This is a genomic window from Lentzea atacamensis (assembly GCF_003269295.1).
Taxonomy (GTDB): domain Bacteria; phylum Actinomycetota; class Actinomycetes; order Mycobacteriales; family Pseudonocardiaceae; genus Lentzea; species Lentzea atacamensis.
This window is the reverse complement of sequence record NZ_QLTT01000001.1, coordinates 1,669,047-1,689,766: the sequence shown is the minus strand read 5'-3', so window position 1 is coordinate 1,689,766 and position 20,720 is coordinate 1,669,047. Positions and strand designations below refer to the sequence as shown.

Annotated in this window: 23 protein-coding genes; 11 read left to right on the top strand and 12 right to left on the bottom strand. The window is 69.5% G+C overall.

Annotation, left to right across the window (positions count from 1 at the left end; translation table 11 throughout):
* Positions 1–33 precede the first annotated feature (33 nt).
* Complete coding sequence (locus C8D87_RS07995) at positions 34–636, top strand: TetR/AcrR family transcriptional regulator (protein WP_112226079.1); 603 nt, start codon at positions 34–36, stop codon at positions 634–636.
* On the opposite strand, the gene C8D87_RS07990 is transcribed toward C8D87_RS07995, so the two are convergent.
* The 4 genes from C8D87_RS07990 to C8D87_RS07975 all read right to left on the bottom strand — a co-directional run bounded on the left by C8D87_RS07990 (position 623) and on the right by C8D87_RS07975 (position 4,891).
* Entirely contained in the window at positions 623–1,345 is a 723-nt protein-coding gene (locus tag C8D87_RS07990) for an alpha/beta fold hydrolase (RefSeq protein WP_233441969.1), read from the bottom strand. The two genes, C8D87_RS07995 and C8D87_RS07990, sit on opposite strands and share 14 nt — an antisense overlap.
* Positions 1,342–1,806, bottom strand: coding sequence for a hypothetical protein (locus C8D87_RS07985; RefSeq protein WP_233441968.1), 465 nt, complete (start codon positions 1,804–1,806; stop codon positions 1,342–1,344). Before C8D87_RS07985 ends, C8D87_RS07990 begins: the two co-directional genes overlap by 4 nt.
* A 263-nt stretch (positions 1,807–2,069) precedes the next feature.
* Positions 2,070–2,999: a hypothetical protein gene (locus C8D87_RS07980; protein WP_146771653.1), complete on the bottom strand. Its 930-nt coding sequence runs from the start codon at positions 2,997–2,999 to the stop codon at positions 2,070–2,072.
* Between the two features lie 269 nt (positions 3,000–3,268).
* Entirely contained in the window at positions 3,269–4,891 is a 1,623-nt protein-coding gene (locus C8D87_RS07975) for a C39 family peptidase (RefSeq protein ID WP_112226076.1), read from the bottom strand.
* Between the two features lie 63 nt (positions 4,892–4,954).
* Between C8D87_RS07975 and C8D87_RS07970 the strand changes: the two genes are divergently transcribed.
* Positions 4,955–7,501 carry an AfsR/SARP family transcriptional regulator gene (locus C8D87_RS07970; protein ID WP_112226075.1) on the top strand — a complete coding sequence of 849 codons (2,547 nt, stop codon included), beginning with the start codon at positions 4,955–4,957 and terminating at the stop codon, positions 7,499–7,501.
* Here C8D87_RS07970 and C8D87_RS07965 read toward each other — a convergent pair.
* The gene (locus C8D87_RS07965; protein WP_112226074.1) at positions 7,498–8,499 is read right to left on the bottom strand and encodes a CHAT domain-containing protein; all 1,002 of its coding nucleotides are present in this window, start codon (positions 8,497–8,499) and stop codon (positions 7,498–7,500) included. The two genes, C8D87_RS07970 and C8D87_RS07965, sit on opposite strands and share 4 nt — an antisense overlap.
* Before the next feature lie 29 nt (positions 8,500–8,528).
* On the opposite strand from C8D87_RS07965, the gene C8D87_RS07960 reads away from it, so the two are divergent.
* Positions 8,529–9,386 carry a hypothetical protein gene (locus tag C8D87_RS07960; RefSeq protein ID WP_112226073.1) on the top strand — a complete coding sequence of 286 codons (858 nt, stop codon included), beginning with the start codon at positions 8,529–8,531 and terminating at the stop codon, positions 9,384–9,386.
* Between the two features lie 28 nt (positions 9,387–9,414).
* Here C8D87_RS07960 and C8D87_RS07955 read toward each other — a convergent pair whose 3' ends face one another.
* The 4 genes from C8D87_RS07955 to C8D87_RS07940 are packed head-to-tail and all read right to left on the bottom strand — an operon-like array spanning position 9,415 to position 12,366.
* Complete coding sequence (locus tag C8D87_RS07955; RefSeq protein WP_112226072.1) at positions 9,415–10,446, bottom strand: ABC transporter ATP-binding protein; 1,032 nt, start codon at positions 10,444–10,446, stop codon at positions 9,415–9,417.
* Complete coding sequence (modB, locus tag C8D87_RS07950; RefSeq protein ID WP_112226071.1) at positions 10,443–11,228, bottom strand: molybdate ABC transporter permease subunit; 786 nt, start codon at positions 11,226–11,228, stop codon at positions 10,443–10,445. Before modB ends, C8D87_RS07955 begins: the two co-directional genes overlap by 4 nt.
* The gene (gene modA, locus C8D87_RS07945; protein ID WP_112226070.1) at positions 11,225–11,965 is read right to left on the bottom strand and encodes a molybdate ABC transporter substrate-binding protein; all 741 of its coding nucleotides are present in this window, start codon (positions 11,963–11,965) and stop codon (positions 11,225–11,227) included. The genes modB and modA overlap by 4 nt, the downstream gene beginning before the upstream one ends.
* A complete protein-coding gene (locus C8D87_RS07940; protein ID WP_109635661.1) occupies positions 11,962–12,366 on the bottom strand; it encodes a TOBE domain-containing protein in 405 nt (134 codons plus the stop codon). Before C8D87_RS07940 ends, modA begins: the two co-directional genes overlap by 4 nt.
* A gap of 191 nt (positions 12,367–12,557) precedes the next feature.
* Here C8D87_RS07940 and C8D87_RS07935 point away from each other — a divergent pair, with 191 nt between their 5' ends.
* From C8D87_RS07935 to C8D87_RS07930, 4 genes are read left to right on the top strand one after another with little or no spacing between them, the layout of a single operon-like run.
* Positions 12,558–13,463 carry an ABC transporter substrate-binding protein gene (locus C8D87_RS07935; protein WP_170166349.1) on the top strand — a complete coding sequence of 302 codons (906 nt, stop codon included), beginning with the start codon at positions 12,558–12,560 and terminating at the stop codon, positions 13,461–13,463.
* On the top strand, positions 13,460–13,621 hold the full coding sequence (locus C8D87_RS45755) for a hypothetical protein (RefSeq protein ID WP_170166348.1): 162 nt from the start codon (positions 13,460–13,462) through the stop codon (positions 13,619–13,621). Before C8D87_RS07935 ends, C8D87_RS45755 begins: the two co-directional genes overlap by 4 nt.
* 44 nt (positions 13,622–13,665) lie before the next feature.
* On the top strand, positions 13,666–13,821 hold the full coding sequence (locus C8D87_RS45750; protein ID WP_170154881.1) for a hypothetical protein: 156 nt from the start codon (positions 13,666–13,668) through the stop codon (positions 13,819–13,821).
* Between the two features lie 3 nt (positions 13,822–13,824).
* Positions 13,825–14,157 (top strand): ArsR/SmtB family transcription factor, encoded by a 333-nt coding sequence (locus C8D87_RS07930; RefSeq protein WP_112226068.1) that lies wholly within the window; start codon positions 13,825–13,827, stop codon positions 14,155–14,157.
* 120 nt (positions 14,158–14,277) lie between these two features.
* On the opposite strand, the gene C8D87_RS07925 is transcribed toward C8D87_RS07930, so the two are convergent.
* Positions 14,278–15,243, bottom strand: a complete 966-nt coding sequence (locus C8D87_RS07925; RefSeq protein ID WP_109635671.1) for an aldo/keto reductase — start codon at positions 15,241–15,243, stop codon at positions 14,278–14,280.
* 176 nt (positions 15,244–15,419) lie between these two features.
* On the opposite strand from C8D87_RS07925, the gene C8D87_RS07920 reads away from it, so the two are divergent.
* Complete coding sequence (locus C8D87_RS07920) at positions 15,420–16,424, top strand: polyprenyl synthetase family protein (RefSeq protein WP_112226067.1); 1,005 nt, start codon at positions 15,420–15,422, stop codon at positions 16,422–16,424.
* On the opposite strand, the gene C8D87_RS07915 is transcribed toward C8D87_RS07920, so the two are convergent.
* Together C8D87_RS07915 and C8D87_RS07910 are read right to left on the bottom strand one after the other, a co-directional pair.
* Positions 16,330–17,181, bottom strand: coding sequence for an NAD-dependent epimerase/dehydratase family protein (locus C8D87_RS07915; protein WP_112226066.1), 852 nt, complete (start codon positions 17,179–17,181; stop codon positions 16,330–16,332). The two genes, C8D87_RS07920 and C8D87_RS07915, sit on opposite strands and share 95 nt — an antisense overlap.
* 30 nt (positions 17,182–17,211) lie before the next feature.
* A complete protein-coding gene (locus C8D87_RS07910) occupies positions 17,212–17,310 on the bottom strand; it encodes a hypothetical protein (RefSeq protein ID WP_233441967.1) in 99 nt (32 codons plus the stop codon).
* Positions 17,311–17,548: 238 nt separating this feature from the next.
* Between C8D87_RS07910 and C8D87_RS07905 the strand changes: the two genes are divergently transcribed.
* The 3 genes from C8D87_RS07905 to C8D87_RS07895 all read left to right on the top strand — a co-directional run bounded on the left by C8D87_RS07905 (position 17,549) and on the right by C8D87_RS07895 (position 20,687).
* Entirely contained in the window at positions 17,549–18,394 is an 846-nt protein-coding gene (locus C8D87_RS07905) for an endo alpha-1,4 polygalactosaminidase (RefSeq protein ID WP_112226333.1), read from the top strand.
* Positions 18,395–18,455: 61 nt separating this feature from the next.
* Entirely contained in the window at positions 18,456–19,736 is a 1,281-nt protein-coding gene (locus tag C8D87_RS07900) for a nucleotide sugar dehydrogenase (RefSeq protein WP_233441966.1), read from the top strand.
* On the top strand, positions 19,737–20,687 hold the full coding sequence (locus C8D87_RS07895; protein ID WP_109635681.1) for an NAD-dependent epimerase/dehydratase family protein: 951 nt from the start codon (positions 19,737–19,739) through the stop codon (positions 20,685–20,687).
* Positions 20,688–20,720: the final 33 nt, after the last annotated feature.

Genomic DNA, 20,720 nt, shown 5'->3' with positions numbered 1-20,720 from the left:
ATCGGTCGGTAGCTAAAGGGCTAAGATGTCGTCGTGAGCCCGCGCCGATCTGTTGCCGACACCCTCGAGACGCGGCAGCGCATCCTGGAACGCAGCCTGGCGATCGCCTCCGCGGAAGGACTGGAGGGCCTGACGATCGGCAGGCTCGCCGACGAACTGGGGATGAGCAAGGCCGGTCTGCTGGGACACTTCGGCACGAAGGAAGGCCTGCAGCTGGCGGTGGTCGACGAGGCGGCCGCGGTCTTCTCCCGTGAGGTGCCGCAGCGCGTCAAACAACTCCCGTCCGGCCTGCCGCGGTTGAAGGCGGTGTGCGAGGCCTGGGTGTCCTACCTCGAACGCGAGGTGCTGCCCGGCGGCTGCTTCTTCACCGCGGCCACCACCGAGTTCGACGGTCGCAGCGGCCGTGTGCGGGACGCGCTGGCGGGCATGAACGCGTTGTGGCGCAGGGATCTCCGCATCCACATCCGGCGCGCCGTCAGCGACGGTGATCTCCCCGCCGGCACCGATGTCGACCAGCTGGTCTACGAGATCATCGGGATCATGCTGGCGCTCAACCACTTCCTGCAGCTGGAACGCGACAGCGCGGCGCCGGTCCGCGCCCGCACGGCGCTGGAGCGGCTGTTCAGCGCGCGATGAACGCGTTGACGAGTGCGGCCACCTCGGCGGGCTGTTCGAAGACCATGCCGTGCGTCGCGTCGATCTCGTGGACGCGGACGTTCGGGCAGACGATCGGCAGGTCGCGGCGCAGTCCCGCGCGGTGAGCGTCCATCAGCGGGATCAGATCCGGCGGCACCGGAAGGTTCCTCGTGGCCAGGACGAGCAGGAACGGGCTCGCGACCTCGGCGAAGATCGGCAGCGCGTCAGCGAACTCCGGGGACTTCCGCCAGGCGCTGGTGATCTCGCGGTTCGGGCGGGTGATCACCTCCTCCTGGGCGGTGAAGACGGCGTTGAGCTTGGCGAGGTCCGCCTCGACCTGTTCGCGCGGCAGGCCGGCGTAGTTGGCTGGATCCGTTGCGGCGGACCGGTGTCCGTCCAGGCTGATCGCCGCGGGGCAGTCCGGGTGGCGGCGCGCCCACATGCCGGCCAGGATGCCGCCGAGCGAGTGTCCGACGACGACCGGACTCGTCAGTCCGAAGTGGACCACGGTGGCTTCGAGGTCTTCCAGCACCGCGTCCCACTCCCACGGCCCGTCCGGCGACTGGCCGTGGCCGCGCAGGTCGACGGTGACGGCGCGGCCTTTCAGTTGGGGCGCAACCGTTTGCCAGGCAGACATGTCACCGCCCGCGCCGTGCAGCAGCAGGATCGGCGGGCCGTCGCCGCCGTGGTCGTGGGCCGCGAGGTTCACAGTTCTCTCCGTTGGTCGAGGCGGGCGCGGATCGAGTCGACGGTGACGCCGCCGTCCGGGTGCCGCAGCAGTTTCTTGCGGCTCACCAGGTCGTGGACGCCCTGGCGGGTGATGCCGAGCATCGCGCCCGCCACGCCGAACGAGACGCCTTCCTTGCTCGGGTGACCCGCGCGGCGTGCGGTGACGCGGCCCAGCGGGGTCGCCCACCACGTGTCGGGCGGGTCGAACGGGGTGTCGCCGGGGTAGAGCACGGCCATCAGGCGGATCGCCACCTGTTTGGCCAGGGCGCCGTCCTCGCCGAGCAGCTGGGCCGCCCACATCTCGGCGTCGATCCGCACCTGGTTGCGGAGGTCGGCGAGATCTGCTTGGGGGAGCAGGATTTCCAGCGGGTCGAGCAGCCGGCTCGTCACGAGCCGGATCAGGTCGTCGCGCAGGTCCACATGGTCCGAGGTGGTCGCCACAGGCACACGCTAGCAACTACTTGACGGGTAGAGTCAAGTATCGGATGGAGTAGGCGATTGGTATACCGAGACGAGTTTGATCTACGATTCAGCAGGACGCCCGACGGGGTGCCCGGCACATCGGCCCATTGTCGTATCAATTTTCGCTATCGCCGCAGAATTGACGACGTGTGCCGTCGTTCAATTCAACGGGAGTGAATCTTGCGCGGATTTGGTGGCGAAGGTGGCTCGGGAGGAGCAGACGACAAGTGAGGCCTCCCGTCTCACTTGATGTCCAGTTTCATGCCCACTCGTGCGCCGGTGGCCACGCCATCGGCGACGAGGCTGATCTCCTCGCGGCCGCTCGTGTTCGTACGCCGTTGAATGGAATAACGCTCGGTTCCGGACTTCAGGCCCACCCCGTCCCAGTAACCGCTGCAGTCCGGCGGCAGGACCACCGTGTATTCGAGGTGTTCGGGTCCCGGGGTGAACTTCTTGACGAATTCCTCGGGTGAGCCCTGCACCAGCGGCAGGCACTTCGCTGGAAAAGTGAACTCGGCGATGAGGCTGATCTCGCTGTCGCGAAGAGCGGGCTCACTCAGGTGCACCATCACCTTGAGGCGTCCTCTGCTCAGCCACTGGGAGGTCACGTCGAAGCGGGTCCCGCCCTCGCCTTCGACTTCGACGCTGCGGACGTGCACGTCGGTCTTGCGCCGGTACCTCTCGGGCCAGTCCCAGTTCGGGCCTTCCCAGAACGTCACGAAGTCGAGGGTGTCGCAGGTCGGCACGGCGGTGAACGTGATCTTGTCGTGGGTGTCGCCGTTGGCCTCGATCGTCACGACCTGCCGCCAGTCGGAGATCCGCCAGGTGAAGTTGCAGCGCTCGTGGAGCCGGTCGCAGTAACGGAGCAGGAGCCTGCGGTCCAGCTCCGTCCGGCGTCGCCACTCCAGCTTGTTCGCGACGAGGAGGACGAACAATCCCAGGACGGCCACTATCACCGCGACTGTCGAGGCGGCGCGGACACCGGGCCGGCCGAGCAGGGCGCTGAGGATTCCGCCGCAGGCGAGAATTCCGAGCACACCTTCGACGATGCCTATGACGCCCGTGTTGAGCACGTACGACTGCAGGGCCTCCACTGTGGAGCCCAGCATTGTGGACTGTCCGTTTTTCGACTGCTTGCGTCGTGTCCTGCGTATACTCGCTCCGAACGTCATCGGCTACATCCTCGTGACCCCCTCGGCGGGTGCACCCGCTGCTGATTTGCACGATACTTCCGGCTGGAGTGCGGGCGATCAGGTTCACGCGAACGGGCAGTGCAGGTCTGCTCCGGATCAGTGATGTTGTGCCCGGCCATTCAGTTTCGCGTTAGAATCTTTGCTTCGGCTGGATTCATGGCCATTTTTTGGCCAGAGAGCCGTCACTTGAACGGCCTAATCCCTCCTACCCGCGACACGCACAGGTAGGAGGGAAGGCGAGCGCTGGATCAGGCGGCCCACATCTGGACGGGCGCGATGTAGCTCCACGTGTAGAGCTGGTTCGCGCCGTCGTAGCTGCCGTCAGTCCCCGCACCGTAGGTGTCGTGGACGTAGAAGGAGCCGTTGTCGTGGTAGCCGATCACCACGGACAGGTGGCCGGAGGTCGACCCCCACGTACCGCTCATGATGACGAACTTGCCCTGGTCGATGAACGCGCGGACCTGGGCCGGGGTGAAGTTGCCCTGCTGCACGGCGGCGCCGTTGCGGGCCAGGAAGTCGCGCTCGGACTCCCAGGAGGCGCACGGGCGGGCCGGGTTGCCGCCGCAGTAGTAGCCGGTGATCCAGCCGTGGGCGCCCTTCCAGCTGCCGGTGCGGGACCAGTCGTTCATCGTGCGGTTGAAGGTGGTGCCGCGGTTGGTGAACTCGTCGGTGATGTAGCGGCCCCACTTCGACCAGTGGGAGGTCGGCTGTGAGACCTGCACGCCGAACTCGTTGGGCAGCTGGTAGGTCACGAGGTCGATCACGGCGCTGGTCGGGCCGCAGGAGGAGTTGCCGTTGAACTCGTTGCGCGTGTCCCAGAGCTGGTGGATGTACTCGGCGCGGTTCAGGCGGCCCATCGTGGTGATCTCGCCGTCCAGCGACGACGCGGAGATGCCCGACGCCTTCAGGTAACCCTTCTGCGGGCTGCCGATGACCGGCGTGGAACCCTCGATGCCGGTCAGGGCGTAGTTGAACGACAGGCCCTCGACGACGCGGGACGCCTTGCGGGTGGCCAGGTCCTGGACGTAGACGCCGTTGAAGCCCGCGAACTGGTCGGGGCCGCGGGTCTTGTCGGACACGCAACCCATGACCTCGTAGGCGACGCGGGTGCCGTCGGTGCTCCACACCGCGCTGCGGTAGTGATGGCGCGTCTCGCCCACGAGGGAACGCACCTCGCCGTTCTCGGAGACCAGGCCCAGCCACTGCGGTTCCGCGCCGCCGCAGCGGTAGATCTCGTTGTGCTTGATGAAGCTGACGTGCCGTTCGCCCTTGACGTCGACGAGTTTGAAGTCGCGGTACAGCGCCTCGGTGCCGGAGGTGACCAACGGCTTCGCGGCGCCGGTCTTCAGGTCGAACCGGACCAGCGAGCCGACGTACGTGCTCTCGTCGGCCGCGTCGGGGTGTTGCACGGCCAGCAGGCCGGTGCCGTCGGAGGTGAAGCCGAGCAGTTCGGGTGCGCGGCCCTTGAGCTTGCCCGCGACCGCGCCGTCCACCACGACGTTCTCACCGTCGGCGTAGGCGAGCTTCGAGCCGTGGAAGACGGCGGACGTGATCGCGCCGCGTGCCACGAATCGCGACTTGCCGTAGCGGTCGACGGTCTGCAGCGACGCGCCCTTGACGCCGTCGAAGTCGGAGATCACGGCGGCCAGCGAGCCGTCGGCCGAGGAGACCGAGCGGACTGTGTAGGCGGGGTCGCTGACCTGCACGGTGGCTCTCTTGACGCCGCCGACGATCACGTCGTAGCCGTTGCCGGCCCGGACGGCCTGCGACTGGGACGGGCTCTCGGAGTAGGGCTCGGCAGCCTGGACGGGGGACACGGCGGCGGCCAGCGTGCCGAGTGCCACCACCAGCGCCAGTGATGTTTTCGTCATGGATCAAACGTCAACGCGCGTGGCATGTGTCCGGTATGCGTTCGGTAGTTACGATCGGGCGTTGTGGAGTTCCGGGTGCTCGGGCCGGTGGAGTGTTACGCCGACGACGGCGTGCGTCTGAGCCTTGGGCCGCCCAAGCAACGGGCCGTGCTCGCGCTGCTGCTCGCCCAGCCGGGGCGGGTGCTGTCGGTCGACCGGCTGATCAGCGTGCTGTGGGACGACGCGCCGCCCAAGACCGCGTTGAAGAACCTGCAGGTCTACGTCTACCAGCTGCGCAAGATCGTCGGCTCGCGGCTGCTGTCGCGGGCGCCCGGCTACCTGATGTCGATCGACCCGGCCGAGCTCGACCTCACCCGGTTCACCGAGCTGCTCGACGTCGCCCGCAGGGAACGCACGCCGCAACGATATCGAGAGGCGCTCGCGTTGTGGCGTGGCCCGGCGCTGGCCGATCTCGCCGCGTCCGGGCTGCTGCGCGGGGTCGTCGCCCAGCTGGAGGAGCTGCGGCTGGCCGCGCGGGTCGAGTGCGCGGAGGCCGAGCTGGACCTCGGGCGGCACGTGGAGATCGTCGCCGACCTGAACGAGTGGGTGCGCGAACACCCGTTGAACGAACGCCTGCGCGAACAGCAGATGTTCGCGCTGCACCGCGCGGGACGCCCGGCCGAGGCGCTCGCCGCGTACCAGGAGTGCCGCCGGGTGCTCATGGACGAGCTCGGCGTCGAGCCGGGGGAGCCGCTGCGACGGCTGCAGGCGGAGATCCTGCGCGCGAAACCCGTTGGCGTGTCGGCGATCCGCCAGCTTCCGCCGGACGTGGTCACGTTCGCCGGCCGGTCGCGCGAGCTGAGCCTGATCAAGGGGCAGCCGCGGCAGGACCGGGTCGCGGTGTGCGTGATCACCGGGCAGGCGGGCATCGGAAAGTCGGCACTGGCCGTGCGGGCGGCGCACGAGATCGCCGACCGGTTCCCGGACGGCCAGCTCTACGCCGACCTCTCCGACGGCGCCTCCGACCGGATCCTGAGCCAGTTCCTGCGCGCGCTCGGCGAACGTCCCGGCGACGAGGAAGCCCTGCGCTACCGCTCTCTCACCGCGTCGCGCCGGTTGCTCGTGGTGCTGGACAACGTTGCCACCGCCTCCCAGGTCAAACGCCTGCTGCCGACTGGGCCGGGCTCGGCCGTGCTGATCACCTCACGCCGCCCGCTCACCTCACTGCACGGTGCCTCGTACGTGAAACTCGGCGCTTTGCCGCTGGAGGAGGCCTTCCAGCTGCTGGAGGGTGTCGCCGGAAAGGTCGACGACGCGGCGGAACTCGTGCGCTGGTGCGGCGGACTGCCGCTCGCGCTGCGCATCGCGGGTGCTCGCCTCGTGGCCCGTCCACAGTGGACCGCACCGTTGCTCGCGGCACGGCTGGCCGACGAGGCGCGCCGCCTCGACGAGCTCAGGCTCGGCGACGTCGCGGTGCGCTCGGCGTTCGAGGTCAGCTACGCCGAGCTCGGATCTCCCGCCGTGGCGAGGGTTTTCCGGCTGCTCGGCCTCCTCGACGGCCCGGACTTCGCCGTCGCGGCAGCACGGGCGCTGACCGACGTGCCGGACGTCGAGGAACTGCTCGCCGAACTGGCCGACGCCCACCTCGTCGAGGAACCGGTACCCGGCCGCTTCGCCCTGCACGACCTGCTGCGGTTGTTCGCGCGCGAGCGGTGCCGCGGCTCGGAGTCGTCCGCAGAGCAGTCGCTGGCGCTGGAACGCCTGCACAAGCACTACCTGGAAGCCCTGGCGGACAACCCGGCCGACCTCTGGCTCGCCGAGGAGCGCGACAACCTGATCGCCGCCGCCCACCAGGCTTCCCCCGCCGACGCGATCGCGTTCGCGGCAGGGTTGTCCTGGTACTTCCGCCGCCGCTCCGAGGTGGCGGACTGGGCCGAGCTCAACACGCTCGCCCTGGAAGCCGCGCGGTCTCTGGGCGACACGCGTGCGGAAGCCCTGGCGTTGAAGGAACTCGGCGCGGCCTGCGAGCGCGGCTTCAAGTTCGCCGAGGCTCAGCAGCACTGGACCGCGGCCCTCTCCCTGGCCCGATCGCTGGGCGACCGGCAGCTCGAAGCCGTGACGCTCAACAACCTCGGCATCGTGCACTGGCGCCGGCGCGACCTGCCCGCCGCGGTCACCTCGCTGGAAGCGTCGCTGACCTTGCGCGAGGAGCTCGCCGACTCGCAGGGCGCGGCTTACGTGCGCACCAATCTGGGGCTGGTGCACGCGGCTTTGGGTGATCTGCCCGCCGCGCTGGGGTGTTACGAGGAGACTCTCCGGACTTTCCGCGCCTGTGGCGACAGGTCCGGCGAGCTGCACGCGTTGGCGAACATGGCCGACGCGCACCGGCAGATGGGTTCGCTGGACCGGGCTCTGGAGTTGTCCGCGGAAGCGTTGCAGCTGGCGCGTTCGGTGGGGGACAGGCAGATCGAGGCCGGGGTGCTGCTTGATCGCGGCATCGTGCACGAGCTCGCCGGGCGGGTTGCCGAGGCCAAGGCGTCCTACGGCGAGGCTGTGGCGCTGTCGCGGCGGATCGGGTTCCGGTGGGGTGAGTCGGAAGCGGCACGCAGGCTCGGCGCGCTCGGCTCCTAACGTCCGACGTGGATGTGGCAGGCCCACAGACTCGGATTGCGCGGGTTGTCCGCCGCGAGTCGCAAAGTGGTGGTGCGCAACGCTTCCGCCGCCCTGGCCGGGTCGACACCGCGTTCGGTGCGCATCAGCCCGTAGCAGCCGGTCGCCACGTCGAGTGCCGTTTCGTCGTCCACCGGCCACAGCGTCGCGACCACCTGAGGGAAGCCGGCCAGCTGGAACGCGGCCGCGAGATGGGTGGCCTCGTCGGCGAGCCGGGCGGTGCCCAGCGACGTGGCGCACGCCGACAGGTAGGCGAGGCGGCCCGATGGCACCGGCACGTGCGCGATGTCCAGCAGCGTCAACGGTTCCAGGTGGTGATCGTGCAACAGCAGCCTGGCCGGGGCCTGGTCCGTCGCGGGTGCGCTGTGGCAGGCGAAGTGCGCGACCTCGCACGAGCCGAGCGCCGCGGTGACACCGGCTTTGGTCGCGTCCTCGCCGATCAGCTCGACGGGGGACAACGGCCGCAGCAGGTCGACCTCGGCGGCCACCCCCGGCAACGGCGGCGCACCAGGCGTTTCGGGCATGGCGACGAGTAGCAGCGAACTCGCCTCACCACCGCGCTCGGGCCCGCGCAACGCCGCGAGCGTCGGGCTGTAGGACGAGCACACCTCGGTCAGTGCGGCCGCGTGGACCGGCAACGCGGCGAGCGGGCCCGCCGGAATCCACCACACGCGCTCACCGCAGTGTTCCAGCACGGGCGTGGTGATCGTGCTCTTCAACCACGCCAGGCACGCACTGATCTCGTCCTCCCGCCGCTCCTGTTCGGCGAGAGGCAGATCGGGATCCTCCAGGGCGTCGAGTGCGGCGCGCAACGCATCCGCCTGCTGCCGCACCGAACGCGGAGTCAGCTCCGGCAACGGCAGCGGGTCGACCGCGGTGCTGCGCTGCCCCGGCGACTGCCCGCGCATCGAGCGCAGCACGCCGCAGACGCGCCTCGAACCACCGATCGTCAGGTGCACGACCGCCGGATGCGAGTGGAGCGGCGGCGATGACCGGCGTGCTGACCACGCTCGGTGCCAAGGCGGCCGAACGGTGGATCGCCCTGCTGGCGTTGCCCGGCGCGTTGTTCCTCGCCTTCGTCGCCGCCACCTGGCTGATGCGCGACGGGCGGCTGTTCGACGTCTCGCCGGTGGTGGCGGAGCTGTCGCGGCCCCACCGCCCAGCCGCCTCGCTCGTGCTGCTGGCCGCGGCGGTGCTCGTCGGCGCGGCCGGGGCGGGTTTCGTCGCGCAGGGCCTGGGGGCGCTCGTGCAGCGGCTGTGGTTCGCGACCCGGCTCGGACCGCCGGGCTGGGCGCTGACGGCGTTGCGCCGGTGGTGGTGGAAGCGGGCCGACGACGCCTACGGGGACGAGCTGGTCGCGTCGAACCCCGACATGCGGAAACTCAACCTGTTGCTCGCCAAGCGTGATCGCATCTGCCCGGTCCAGCCAGATCGTCCACTGTGGATGGCCGACCGGTTGCGGGCGGTCGGCGAACGCGTGCACGGGACGTACGGCCTCGACCTCGGCTCGCTCTGGCCCCGGCTCTGGCTGGTCGTCCCGGACGGTGTCCGCACAGAGCTCTCGTCGGCACGGGCACGTCTGACCGACGACGCCCGCTTGTGCGCGTGGGGGTTGATGTATCTGGTGCCCGCGCTGTGGTGGTGGCCGTCAGCGGTGATCGCGGTGGGGGCCTGTGTTGTGGCGTGGCGACGCGGCAGGGCGTCCTGCGACACGTTGTCCGATCTGATCGAGTCGGCCGTCGACCTGCACGCCGATGCCGTCGTCGAGCAACTCGGCATCAACGCTCCCGAAGGCCTGACGCGCGCCGTCGGTGATCAGGTCACCGAACGCCTCCGCAAGGACTAGCGGACACTTCGCGGCGCTTTCGTGTGAACTAACGCGGATAGGTGTGGATCTCCGTCGCCTTCAGCGAAACCCACAACGCGTCGCCGGGCTGCAGCCGCAGCTCGGCGACCGTCGCTGTCGTGATGTCGGCGAGCACGGAGGGGGAGCCGTCGAGGTCGACGCGGGTCGTGTGGGCGTGCTGTTCGATGCCGGAAACGACGGCCTGCCACGTGTTGCGCGGACTGCCCGCGGGTTTCGCGGGGTACAGGCTGACCGCTGACGGCGGGAACACCACGTGCACGGGGCCATCCGCCGGCTCGGCGATGGAGAGGGTGCCGCCGTCGTCGAGCAGAACCTCTGTGCCGCGGGCGACACCCCGGTAGAAGTTCAGGCCGACGAGGTGGGCGACGTAGTCGGTCCGCGGCTGCCGGACGACGTCACGCGGCGAGCCCTGCTGCACGACCCGGCCGTGCTCCAGGATGACGAGCCGGTCGGCGAGCACCATCGCGTCCAGCGGGTCGTGGGTGACCAGCAGCGTGTGGCCGGGGTAGTCCTGGAGGTGCCTGCCCAGTTCGGATCGCACGCGCAGCCGGGTGCTCGCGTCCAGTGCCGCCAGGGGTTCGTCGAGCAGCAGCAGTTCCGGTGATGTCGCCAGGGCGCGGGCGAGGGCGACGCGCTGGGCCTGGCCGCCGGACAACCGGCGGGGCCTGGCGTGGGCGAAGTCCGCCAGGCCGATCTGGTCCAGCCAGCGCAGCGCGACGGCGTTGGCCTCGGCCTTGCGGGTGCCGCGGGCGCGCAGGCCGAACGCGACGTTGTCGAGCGCGCTCATGTGCGCGAACAACAAGTAGTCCTGGAAAACCACGCCGATGGGCCGTTTCTCGGCGGGCAGACCGTCCCAAGTGGACCCGTTGTGCCGGATGCGGCTCGTGCTGGCCAGCAGCCCGGCGAGGGCGCGCAGGGCGGTGGTCTTGCCCGCGCCGTTGGGGCCGAGCAACGCCACGACCTCGCCCGGTTCGATCGCGAGGTCGAGGTCGAGGGTGAAGCCCGCCCGTTCGACGCGGAGCTCTGCCTGCAGCGTCATGACGGCCCGCTGATCCACTTGTCGCGCAGCCCCGCGAGCACCGCGACGGAGACCAGGAGCAGCACGATGCTGAGCACGATCGCGGCGTCCGGGTCGGTCTCCAGCGCCAGGTACACGGCGAGGGGCATGGTCGTCGTCCTGCCGGGGAAGTTGCCGGCGAACGTGATCGTCGCGCCGAACTCGCCGAGCGCACGCGCCCAGCACAGCACGGTTCCCGCGATGACGCCCGGCATGACGCCGGGCAGGGTCACGCGGCGGAACGTCAGCCAGCGCGAGGCGCCGAGCGTCGCCGCTGCCTCCTCGTAACGCGGATCCGCGGCGCGCAGCGCACCTTCGACCGAGATGACCAGGAACGGCATCGCCACGAACGCCTCGGCGAGCACGACGCCCGCCGTGGTGAACGGCAGTGAGATCCCGAACCACTGGTCGAGGTACTGGCCGACCACTCCGCGCCGGCCGAGCACCAGCAGCAGCGCCACACCACCCACCACCGGCGGCAGGACCAGGGGCACGGTGACCAGCGCCCGGAGCACACCTCGTCCCGGCAGGTCGCTGCGCGCGAGCAACCACGCCAGCGGCACGCCGAGTACGAGGCACACGACCGTGGCGAGCGAAGCGCAGATCAACGAGAGCCGCAGCGCCTGCCCGACCTCCTGGCTGAAGAGCTGGGCCGGCAGCGTCGCCCAGGGTGCATTGATCAGCAGTCCCGCCAGCGGCACGAGCAGGAACACCAGCCCGATCACCGCGGGCAGGACGAGGACGACCGGCAGCCTGGACCTCACGGCGCGCTGAAACCCGCCTCGATGAGCACCTCGCGACCGCGGCCGGACAGCACGAAGTCGACGAAAGCCTTGGCAGTAGGAGCATTCGGAGCCTTCGCCAGCGGTGCGACGGGGTAGTCGTTGACCGCGTTGGCCGCCTCCGCGAAGTCCTCGCCCTCGACCTTGCCGCCCGCCGCCTTCACGTCCGTGCGGTAGACGAGCGCCGCGTCGACCTCACCCAGCGACACCTTGGTCAGCACGGCCTTCACGTCCTGCTCCAGCGTGTCCGGCGCGGCCTTCACGCCGGCCGCCTCGAACACCTTCTTCGCCGCCGCCCCGCACGGCACCTGCTCCGCGCACAGCGCGATCTTCAGGTCCGCCTTGGCGAAGTCGGCGAGTCCGGTGACCCTGCCCGGATTTCCCCTGGGCACGGCGATCTGCAGCGTGTTCCTCGCGAACGTCGCCGGCGTCGCCGTGACCGCCCCGGTGTCCGTCACCTGCTTCATGTTGGCCGGAGCCGCGGCCGCGAACACGTCGGCCGGCGCGCCCTGGTTGATCTGCTGCGCCAGCGCCGAGCTGCCCGCGAAGCTGAAGCGCACCTTCGAACCGGGGTGCGCGGCCTCGAACGCCGTCCCCAGCTTCGTGAACGACTCGGTGAGCGACGCCGCCGCGAACACCGTGATGTCCCCACCGGTGCTCGTCGCCGCCGGGGAACCGCAGCCCGCCAGCAGCAGCGTCAGCACGAGAACGCGCTTCAACTCGAGGCCTCCGGGATCTCGACGACGACGTGCGTGGACTTGATCGAGGCCACGGCGACGCTGCCCACCTCGAGACCGAGCTCGTCCGCGGACTCACGGCTCATCAACGACGTGATGCGGAACGGCCCGGCCTGCATGTCGACCTGGGCCATCACGCCGTCCTTGATGACGCGCGTGACGATGCCCTTCATCCGGTTGCGCGCCGACGCCGCGACCGTCGTGCCCGGCTCCGCCACCTCGGTCAGGTGCTGGGCGAACTCGGCGAGCTCCGTCCCGCTGACACCCTTGCGCCCGTTGTCGAGCACAACGGACCGCAGGCGGCCCTGGTCTATCCACCGGCGCAGGGTGTCGTCACTGACCCCGAGCAACGCGGCGGCCTCACTGATCCGCAGATTCGGCACGAACGCGAGCTTATATCCGCGTCTGCGGAACTCTCAACCGTGCGGATCGTAGGTGTCGAGGGAACCCGACTTATCGGTGGCATCTCAGCTGGCGACCATCGGCGGCCCTGCACTCAAGGACCTTGGTCGCCGTCTTCCTTCTGGTCACCGGATGTGCCGCCGAGCCGCAGAAAGGCCCAGGCGGAGAACCCGTGAAGATCGGGTATCTCAACAACGCGTCCGGCGCCTTCGCGGTGCCGGAGCTGCAGATCGGTGCCGAGGTCGCCGTTGCCCACCTCAACCGCAACGGCGGCGTGCGCAACCGTCCCTTCGAGCTCGTCACCTGTCCCACGGACGGCGCGCCGGAGCAGTCGCACCAGTGCGCGGAGAAGTTCGTCTGCGAGAAGGTCGCGGTCGTCGTGCAAGGTGTGGACACGGGTGCCGACGCCGCGATGCCCGTGCTGAGCGCGGCTGCCATCCCGTTGGTGGGACACGTGCAGTTCACGCCAGGTCTGATGAACCACAAGAACGCCTTCTTCTTCGGCGCCGCAGCAGTCGCGTACGGCACGGCAGCGCTCAAGTACTACGCCGACCAGGAGGTGAAGACGGTCGCGTGGCTGCTGCCCGAGTCTCCGGCCACGCACGCCTTCACCGACACCGTGCTCGTCCCGGCCGCCAAGAGGTTCGGGCTCAGCTACCGCTCCGTCTACTACCCGGCCGGCAGCCCGGACTGGGCCGGCCTCGCGCGGGCCGTGAAGACCGCGGAGGCGTCGGGCAGCATCGCCGCCACCGAGGAGCAGTGCACCCACATCGTCAGGGCGTTGCGGGAAGCCGGTTACGCCGGGCGGATCCTCGCGGCGTCGTGCACCGGCCTGCCGGAGTCCGTCGGGAACCAGTCGATCGGGGTCGAGCTGTCGTCCGACTTCTGGCACCCCACCGATCCGCTGTCCGCGCCGCCCGCCAACCAGGCGGAGATCGAGGAGTACCGCACGGCGATGAAGGCCGCCGGGCACGACGAACCCGTTGCGGGTGCGGTGATGTCGTTCGCGGACATCATGACGCTCGCGCGAGTGCTGTCCACTTCGGACGTACGCTTGAACAGGCCCTGCGGGCAGTGAAGAACCTCGACAGCTTCCTCGGCCCGCAGATCACCTGCGACCACGCCTGGTTCGGCAACTCCGCGTGCAGCACCGCCGTCCTGTTCTACCGGTTCCAGCCGAACGGCGCCCTCAAGGCCCAGGTCCCCGACTTCATCGAGGTCGCCAAGCTCGGGTAGCCTGCTGAATTGAAGATTTCTTCAATTCGACAGGTCGTGATGCCGTGAACGAGTTCAGGGACAACCTCCTCGCCCGCATCGAGCAGGCCGAGGAAGCCGTGCGGCAGGCGGTCGAACAGCAGGACGCCTACGCCGAGGAAGTGCACAGCGCCGACCTCGCCAACCTCAGGCGCCTGGCCGCCGAGCACGGGGTGGGCTGACCGGTGCCGGTCCCGCTGTACCAGGCGAAGGCCGAGTTCTTCCGGATGCTCGGGCACCCGGTGCGCATCCGGGTGCTGGAGCTGCTCCAGGACGGGCCGAGAGCGGTGCGCGAGCTGCTCGCCGAGGTCGAGGTCGAGCCGTCCAGCCTCTCCGCGCAGCTCGCCGTGCTGCGAAGATCCGGGATCGTCACCGCGACCCGCGAGGGTTCGACCGTGGTGTACGCCCTCGCGGGTGCCGATGTGGCCGATCTGCTCGGAGCCGCGAGGCGCATCCTGACCGAGCTGCTGGCGGGGCGGAACGAGCTGCTGGTCCAGCTCCGCGAGGAACCCGCGTGAGCTTCCTGCCGGAGACCCGGACCGGGAGCTCCGTAGCGAACGTGATCACACCGATGTTCGCCACCACACCCGAAACCATCGACCACGCGCGCCACCAACTGGGCCGGGCCGGAGTGTTGCCTACGCGTGCCCGGCGATGCGGTGCGGCTCGTACGCCGACTCGAGAAGCCGCACCTCGTCGTCGGTCAGCTCGAACTCCAGCGCCGCCACCGCGTCGTCCAGGTGGTGCGGCTTCGTCACACCGACGATCGGTGCGGTGATCACCGGGTTGCGCAGCAGCCACGCCAGCGCGACCTGGGCCCGTGACACACCACGCGCGGCGGCGACGGACGCCACCTGCTCGACGATCGCGCGGTCCGACTCGACGTACAAGGTGGACCCGAACTCGTCGGTCTCGGTGCGGGCGGTCGTGGCGTCCCAGTCGCGGGTCAGGCGGCCGCGGGCGAGAGGGCTCCACGGGATCACGGCGATGCCCTGGTCCGCGCACAACGGCAGCATCTCGCGTTCCTCCTCGCGATAAAGGAGGTTGTAGTGGTTCTGCATCGACACGAAGCGCGTCCAGCCGTTCTGCCGTTGCGTGAACAACGCCTTGGCGAACTGCCACGCGTACATGGACGAGGCACCGATGTAGCGCGCCTTGCCGGACTTCACCACGTCGTGCAGAGCTTCGAGCGTCTCCTCCAGCGGAACGGACGCGTCGAAGCGGTGGATCTGGTACAGGTCGACGTAATCCGTGCCGAGCCGCTGCAGCGACGCGTCGATCTCGGCGAAGATCGCCTTGCGGGACAACCCCGCGCCGTTCACGCCGGGGCGCATGCGGCCGTGCACCTTCGTCGCGAGCACGATCTCCTCGCGGCGGGCGAAGTCCTTCAGCGCACGCCCGGTGATCTCCTCCGACGAACCGGCCGAATAGACGTTGGCGGTGTCGAAGAAGTTGATCCCGGCTTCGATCGCGGCCTTGATGAACGGCCGGGACTCCTCTTCCGGCATCGACCACGGATGGTTGCCCAGCGATGGATCTCCGTAGCTCATCATGCCGAGGCAGATCTCGGACACGTCCATGCCGGCGAGCTTGGTGTAACGCACGGTCAGCCCTTCAGGAAAACGACGGTCACGGTCGGGTGATGGTCGCAACAACCCGTTCAACATCAACGTAGTCGCGCTCGCCGGATCGTGCCCCTCTTCAACACGACAGTGGCAATCACGCCTCCACACCTGACCTGCGGGTTTAGCGTCTCCTCCCGAGGTCCGAGAGGAGGCGCATGACGAGCATCGACGTGGTGGCGCCGCCGCGGGCCGTGCTGGCCTGGAGCCGCGCGATGATCGACGCGCCGCTCAAGGCCGCGTTCGCCACACTGCCCGACGAGACCCGCGAGGTCGTCGAGTACCACCGGTCGGACTTCTCGACGGCCGCACTCGCGCTGCTCGCCGCCGATGCCGTCGGCGACGCCATCCCGGCGATCCGCGTCGCCACCGCCGTCGAACTCGCCCACCAGCACGAACAGCTGCACGCGGACCTGATGACCCGTGCGCTCAGCCGCGGCCACCAGCCGAGCGCGTGGGTGGAGTTCGGCGACGACCGTGCCGTCTCGGCCGCGGACGCCCTGATCTCCCTCGCCTTCGCGCAGCTCACCAGGCCCGAGGTGATGATCCTCAACGCCGCGCTGCTGTCCGTTGTGGACGGTTACGTCCAGGAAGCCGAGATGGACGAACGGGACGACGTCGACATAGCCGAGTACCTGGGCGTCGCGGCGGCGAAGCACTCGGCGCTGACGGCCTGCGCGTGCGAGCTCGGTGCCCTCGCCGCGGGCGCCGTCAGGAGTCAGGCCGTCCACCTCAGGGAGTTCGGCGACGATGTCGGCCTCGCGCGCCAGCACGTGGACGACGTGCTGGCCATCTGGGGCGGCGCGCCCGTCAGCGGCCGCCCGCTCTACGACGACCTCGCGCACCGCCGCCGCACGCTGCCCGTGGTCGCCGCGATCAACGCCGGTACCGACGTCTACGCGACCGACGCGGAACCCCGCGAGCTGGCTCTTCGCGTCGAGCGGGCGGGCGGTAGGAGGTGGTGCGAGCAGCAGGCGGAACTGCTGCTCGCCCGCGCCCTCAACCACCTGCGTCAGGCCGGGCCGAGGGCGCGGGCGGCGGAAGACCTGTCCGGCCTCGCCAGGGAGATCACGACCGCCAGGTGTGCACAGGCTCGAACCCCAGCACCCGCCGTGCCTTCTCAATCGACAGCAGCGTCTCGTGAGGACCGAACTCCCTCTTGAGCGGCACGCCCGGATAGACCTTCGCCACCAGCTCGTTGTTCGGCGTCGTCATGCACGTGTCGGCGTTGGCGATGATGAAGACGTCAAAGCCCGTGGCGTCGTGGGCCAACGCCTTGCGCACGGCCTGAGCACCGTCCCGTGCGTCGATGTACGACCAGAGGTTCCACTTGCGCGCGAGCGGGTCGGCGTCGAACGGGAAGCGCTCGTAGTCGTGCGGCTCCATGACGTTCGAGAACCGCAGCCCGATGATCTTCATCTCCGGCTCCCACCGGCAGAACTGCTGGGCGAGCGTCTCGTCCACGAGCTTGCCCAGCGAGTACGACGTCTCAGGCCGCCCCGCGTACTCCTCGTCGATCGGGATGTACGGCGGGGGAGTGTCGAACGGCAGCCCCAGCACCGTCTCGCTGGACGCCCACACGACGTTGCGCACACCGGCCAGCCGTGCCGCGGCGAACACGTTGTAAGTGCTGGTCACGTTGTTGTGGAAGGTACGCGCGTTGGGTGCGACACCCGGTCCGGGGATCGCCGCCAGGTGCACCACGGCGTCCAGGCCGGAGTACCTGTCGTCGATGCCGCTGATCGCCTCCACGACCTGGCCGTGGTCGGTCAGGTCGACGCGCGTGAAGTCACACCCCTGATCAGCCGGGGGAGTGGCCTGGTCGAGGTTGTGGACCTCCCAGCCGTGCTCCAGCAGGTCGGCCACGACGGCACGCCCGAGCTTCCCGCTGCCTCCGGTCACCGCGACACGTTGAGTCATGAGTCAGATGTTGCCACCCGATGACAGCGCTCACGGGCGCAGGACGAGCTTCCCCCGTGCGTGACCGGACGCGCTCAGCTCCTGTGCCCGGCCGGCGTCGACCAGCGGCAGGCTCTCCGCGACGCGCACGACGAGCTTGCCGTCCGCGGCGAGGCGGGCGTACTCGGCGAGCTCGGCACGGGCAGCGCAGCCTCACGAGCCTCGTCGAGGTGTTGAAGCGTGATTCCGGTGCCTTTTCGAGATATTCCTGGCGGGTTGTAAATCGCGGGAAATCGTCCAGGTGGCGCATTGATGGTTTGGTTCCGATCGGTACCGTGAACGTGTGGGAGGCCGCCGTTTCCGAGTGCTCGTCATCGTTTTGGTGACGATGCTGACCTCGGTTTCGAGCGCCTGTGCCGACGATTCTCCGCTGCCGGGCGGCTTTGTGTACCAGTTGCAGGGCTATCCCGGCGGGCGACTGGACGAGCTGGCGGCCGCGCCGTTTCGCACCGCCGTGGTGGATCTGGCGCGCGACGCCGGCTCGTCCTATTTCCGGGCTGACGAGATCGGTCGGCTCAAGGCGTCCGGAAAGCGGGTGCTCGCCTACTTCGAGATCGGCTCGATCGAGGAGTTCCGGCCCGACTTCGCGGCGATCCGCGCCGAGCGGCTGCTGCTCAACGAGTGGCCGAGCTGGCCGGGCGAGCACTTCGTCCGCTATTGGGAACCCGGCTGGTGGGAGCTCGCGGTGCGGCCGCGGCTGGACCGGGCGCTCGCGACCGGCTTCGACGGCGTCTACCTCGACACACCGCTCGCGTACGAGGAGATCGACCTCGCGCTCTTACCGGGAACCGACCGGGTGGCACTGGCGGCGCGGATGACGGACCTGATCGTGCGGATCAGCGCTCACGTCAAGCGGCTGAACCCGGCCTTCGGTGTTTACCCGCAGAATTCGCCGGAGCTGCGCGAGTACCCCGGCTACCTCGCCGCGATTGACGGCATCGGGATGGAGGAGCTTTTCTTCCGTGCTACCGACGAGCCGTGCACCGCGGAGTTCTGCGCCGCGAACCTCGCCCAGACGAGGAAGCTGAAGGAAGCCGGGAAGACCGTTTTGGCGGTTGACTACGCGACGCGTGCGGAGAACGTCGCCGAAGCGTGCCGGCGTTATCGCGAAGAAGGATTCGAAGGATATGTGACGGTGCGGGCGCTCGACACGGTCGCGGCTCCCTGCCGGTGAATGTCGTGCGAACACGAGGGAGGATCCGGTCGTGACAGGCGAGGAAACGAAATTCCGCCAAGTGGGCATCATCGGAATGGGGTACGTCGGCCTCACGCTCGCCGCGGCGATGGCCCGCCGCGGCTACGAGGTGCACGGCGTCGACACCCAGCCGGCGTTGCTGGAGTCGCTCTCCAACGGGCGGCCGCACATCTTCGAACCCGGTGTCGAGGACGTGTTCCAGGAGTGGGTCGGCAGACGCATCTTCCTGTCGCACGACCTGCCGGACTCCGGGGTGGACGCGGCGATCATCTGCGTGTCCACGCCCGTCGGCGAGTCGGGCCGCGAGCCCTACCTGCTCAACCTCGCCGCGGCGGCCGAGCACATCGGCAAGCGGTGCGCACCGGGCACGCTGGTGGTCGTGCGCAGCACCGTGCCGGTCGGCGCGACGAGGTCGGTGGTGCTGCCCAAGCTGGCCGAGGCGTGGGGATCGGCCCGGCTGGTGATGGCACCCGAGCGCACGATCCAGGGACAGGCGCTGCGGGAGCTGGTCGAACTGCCGCAGGTCGTCGGCGGTCTCGACGACGAGAGCCTGCGGCTGGGGCTGGAGCTCTTCGGCGGGCTGTCCGCACAGCTCGTGCCGGTCTCGACGCTGGAGACCGCCGAGCTGGTGAAGCTCGTCAACAACTGCCACACCGACGTCATCTACTCGTTCGGCAACGAGGTCGCGCGGCTGACCGAACGGCTCGGGCTCGACCCGCTCGAGGTGATCAGGGCGACCAACGCCGACTACCCGCGTCCCGACATCTGCAAGCCCGGCTACGTCGGCGGCGGCTGCCTGTCGAAGGACCCGTACCTGCTGTTGTCCGCGGCCGAGCAGGCGGGCTACGTGCCGAGGTTGATCAAGTCGGCTCGCGGCGTGAACGAGGACCTGCCCGTGCACGTCGCGGAGCGGGTGATCGAGATGATGGGCGAGCCGGAGGGCAAGCGGTTGCTCGTGCTCGGCTGGGCCTACAAGGGCTGGCCGCCCACCGACGACATGCGCGGCACGCCGATCGCGTCGATGATGCCGGGGTTCACCGAGGCGGGTGTGCAGGTGCTCGGCCACGACCCGCTCGTGGACGGCGACGTGATCAGGCGCTACGGCGGCACACCGGTGGACGTCGAGGCCGGGTTCGCGAGCGCCGACGCCGTGCTGGTGATCACCGACCACCCCGAGTACCGGCGGCTCGACGTCGGCCGGTTGCTGCCGGGATCGGGAGTGCGGCTCGTCTACGACTCGTGGCGGGTGCTCAGCGAAAGCGACGTGACCGGGCACGGCGTGCGGTACGCCGCCCTCGGCTACGAACCGGAGGTGGCGTGAATGAAGAACCTCGTGCTGGGTGGCGCCGGGTTCATCGGGCTCCACCTCACCAGGAGACTCCTTGCCGACGGCCACGAGGTGACGGTCGTCGACGACTTCTCGCGCGGCCGCCGCGATCCCGAGCTCGAAGCGCTGGACGTGCCGGTGATCTCCGCCGACCTCACCGACCCCGCGTCGTTCGCCGCGCTGCCACGCGACTGTGACGACGTGTACCTGCTCGCCGCGGTGGTGGGCGTGCGCAACGTGGAACGTGACCCCGCACGCGTCGTCCGGATCAACACGCTCGCCGTGCTCAACACCCTGGACTGGATCACGCCGCGGCAGCGGCTGTTCTTCGCCTCCACCAGCGAGACCTACGCGGGCGGCGTCGGCACCGGGCTCGTGCCGGTGCCCACCCCGGAGACCGTGCCGCTCGTGGTCGAGGACGTCACCGCGCCCCGGTTCGCTTACGGCGTAAGCAAAATGCTGGGCGAGGCGGCGGTGATCCACACGGGCAGGGCCAAGGGCGTGCCGGTCGTCGTCGGGCGCTTCCACAACGTGTACGGGCCGCGCATGGGCGCCGACCACGTCATCCCGGAACTGTGCTTGCGCGCGTTGCGCCGCGAGGACCCGTTCACGGTCTACGGCACCGACCAGTTCCGGGCGTTCTGCCACGTGGACGACGCCGTCGAGGCGGTGGTGGGGCTGATGCGCACCGAGAAGGCCGCGCACCAGATCGTCCACATCGGAGACGACACGGCCGAGACGAACATCGGCGAGCTGGCCGAGCTGGTGCTCAAGATCGCGGGCCATGCTCCCTCCGTGCACCGCGCCGCCGCACCGCCGGGATCGGTCGCCCGCCGCTGCCCGGACCTCACGTTGCTGCGCGGCCTGACCGGCTACCGCCCGCGCGTCGCCCTCGACGAGGGCGTCCGCCGGACCTTCGACTGGTACCGCGCCGACCAGTTCTGAGCCCAGCGCGGAAAGCACGTCCGGGACGAGCCC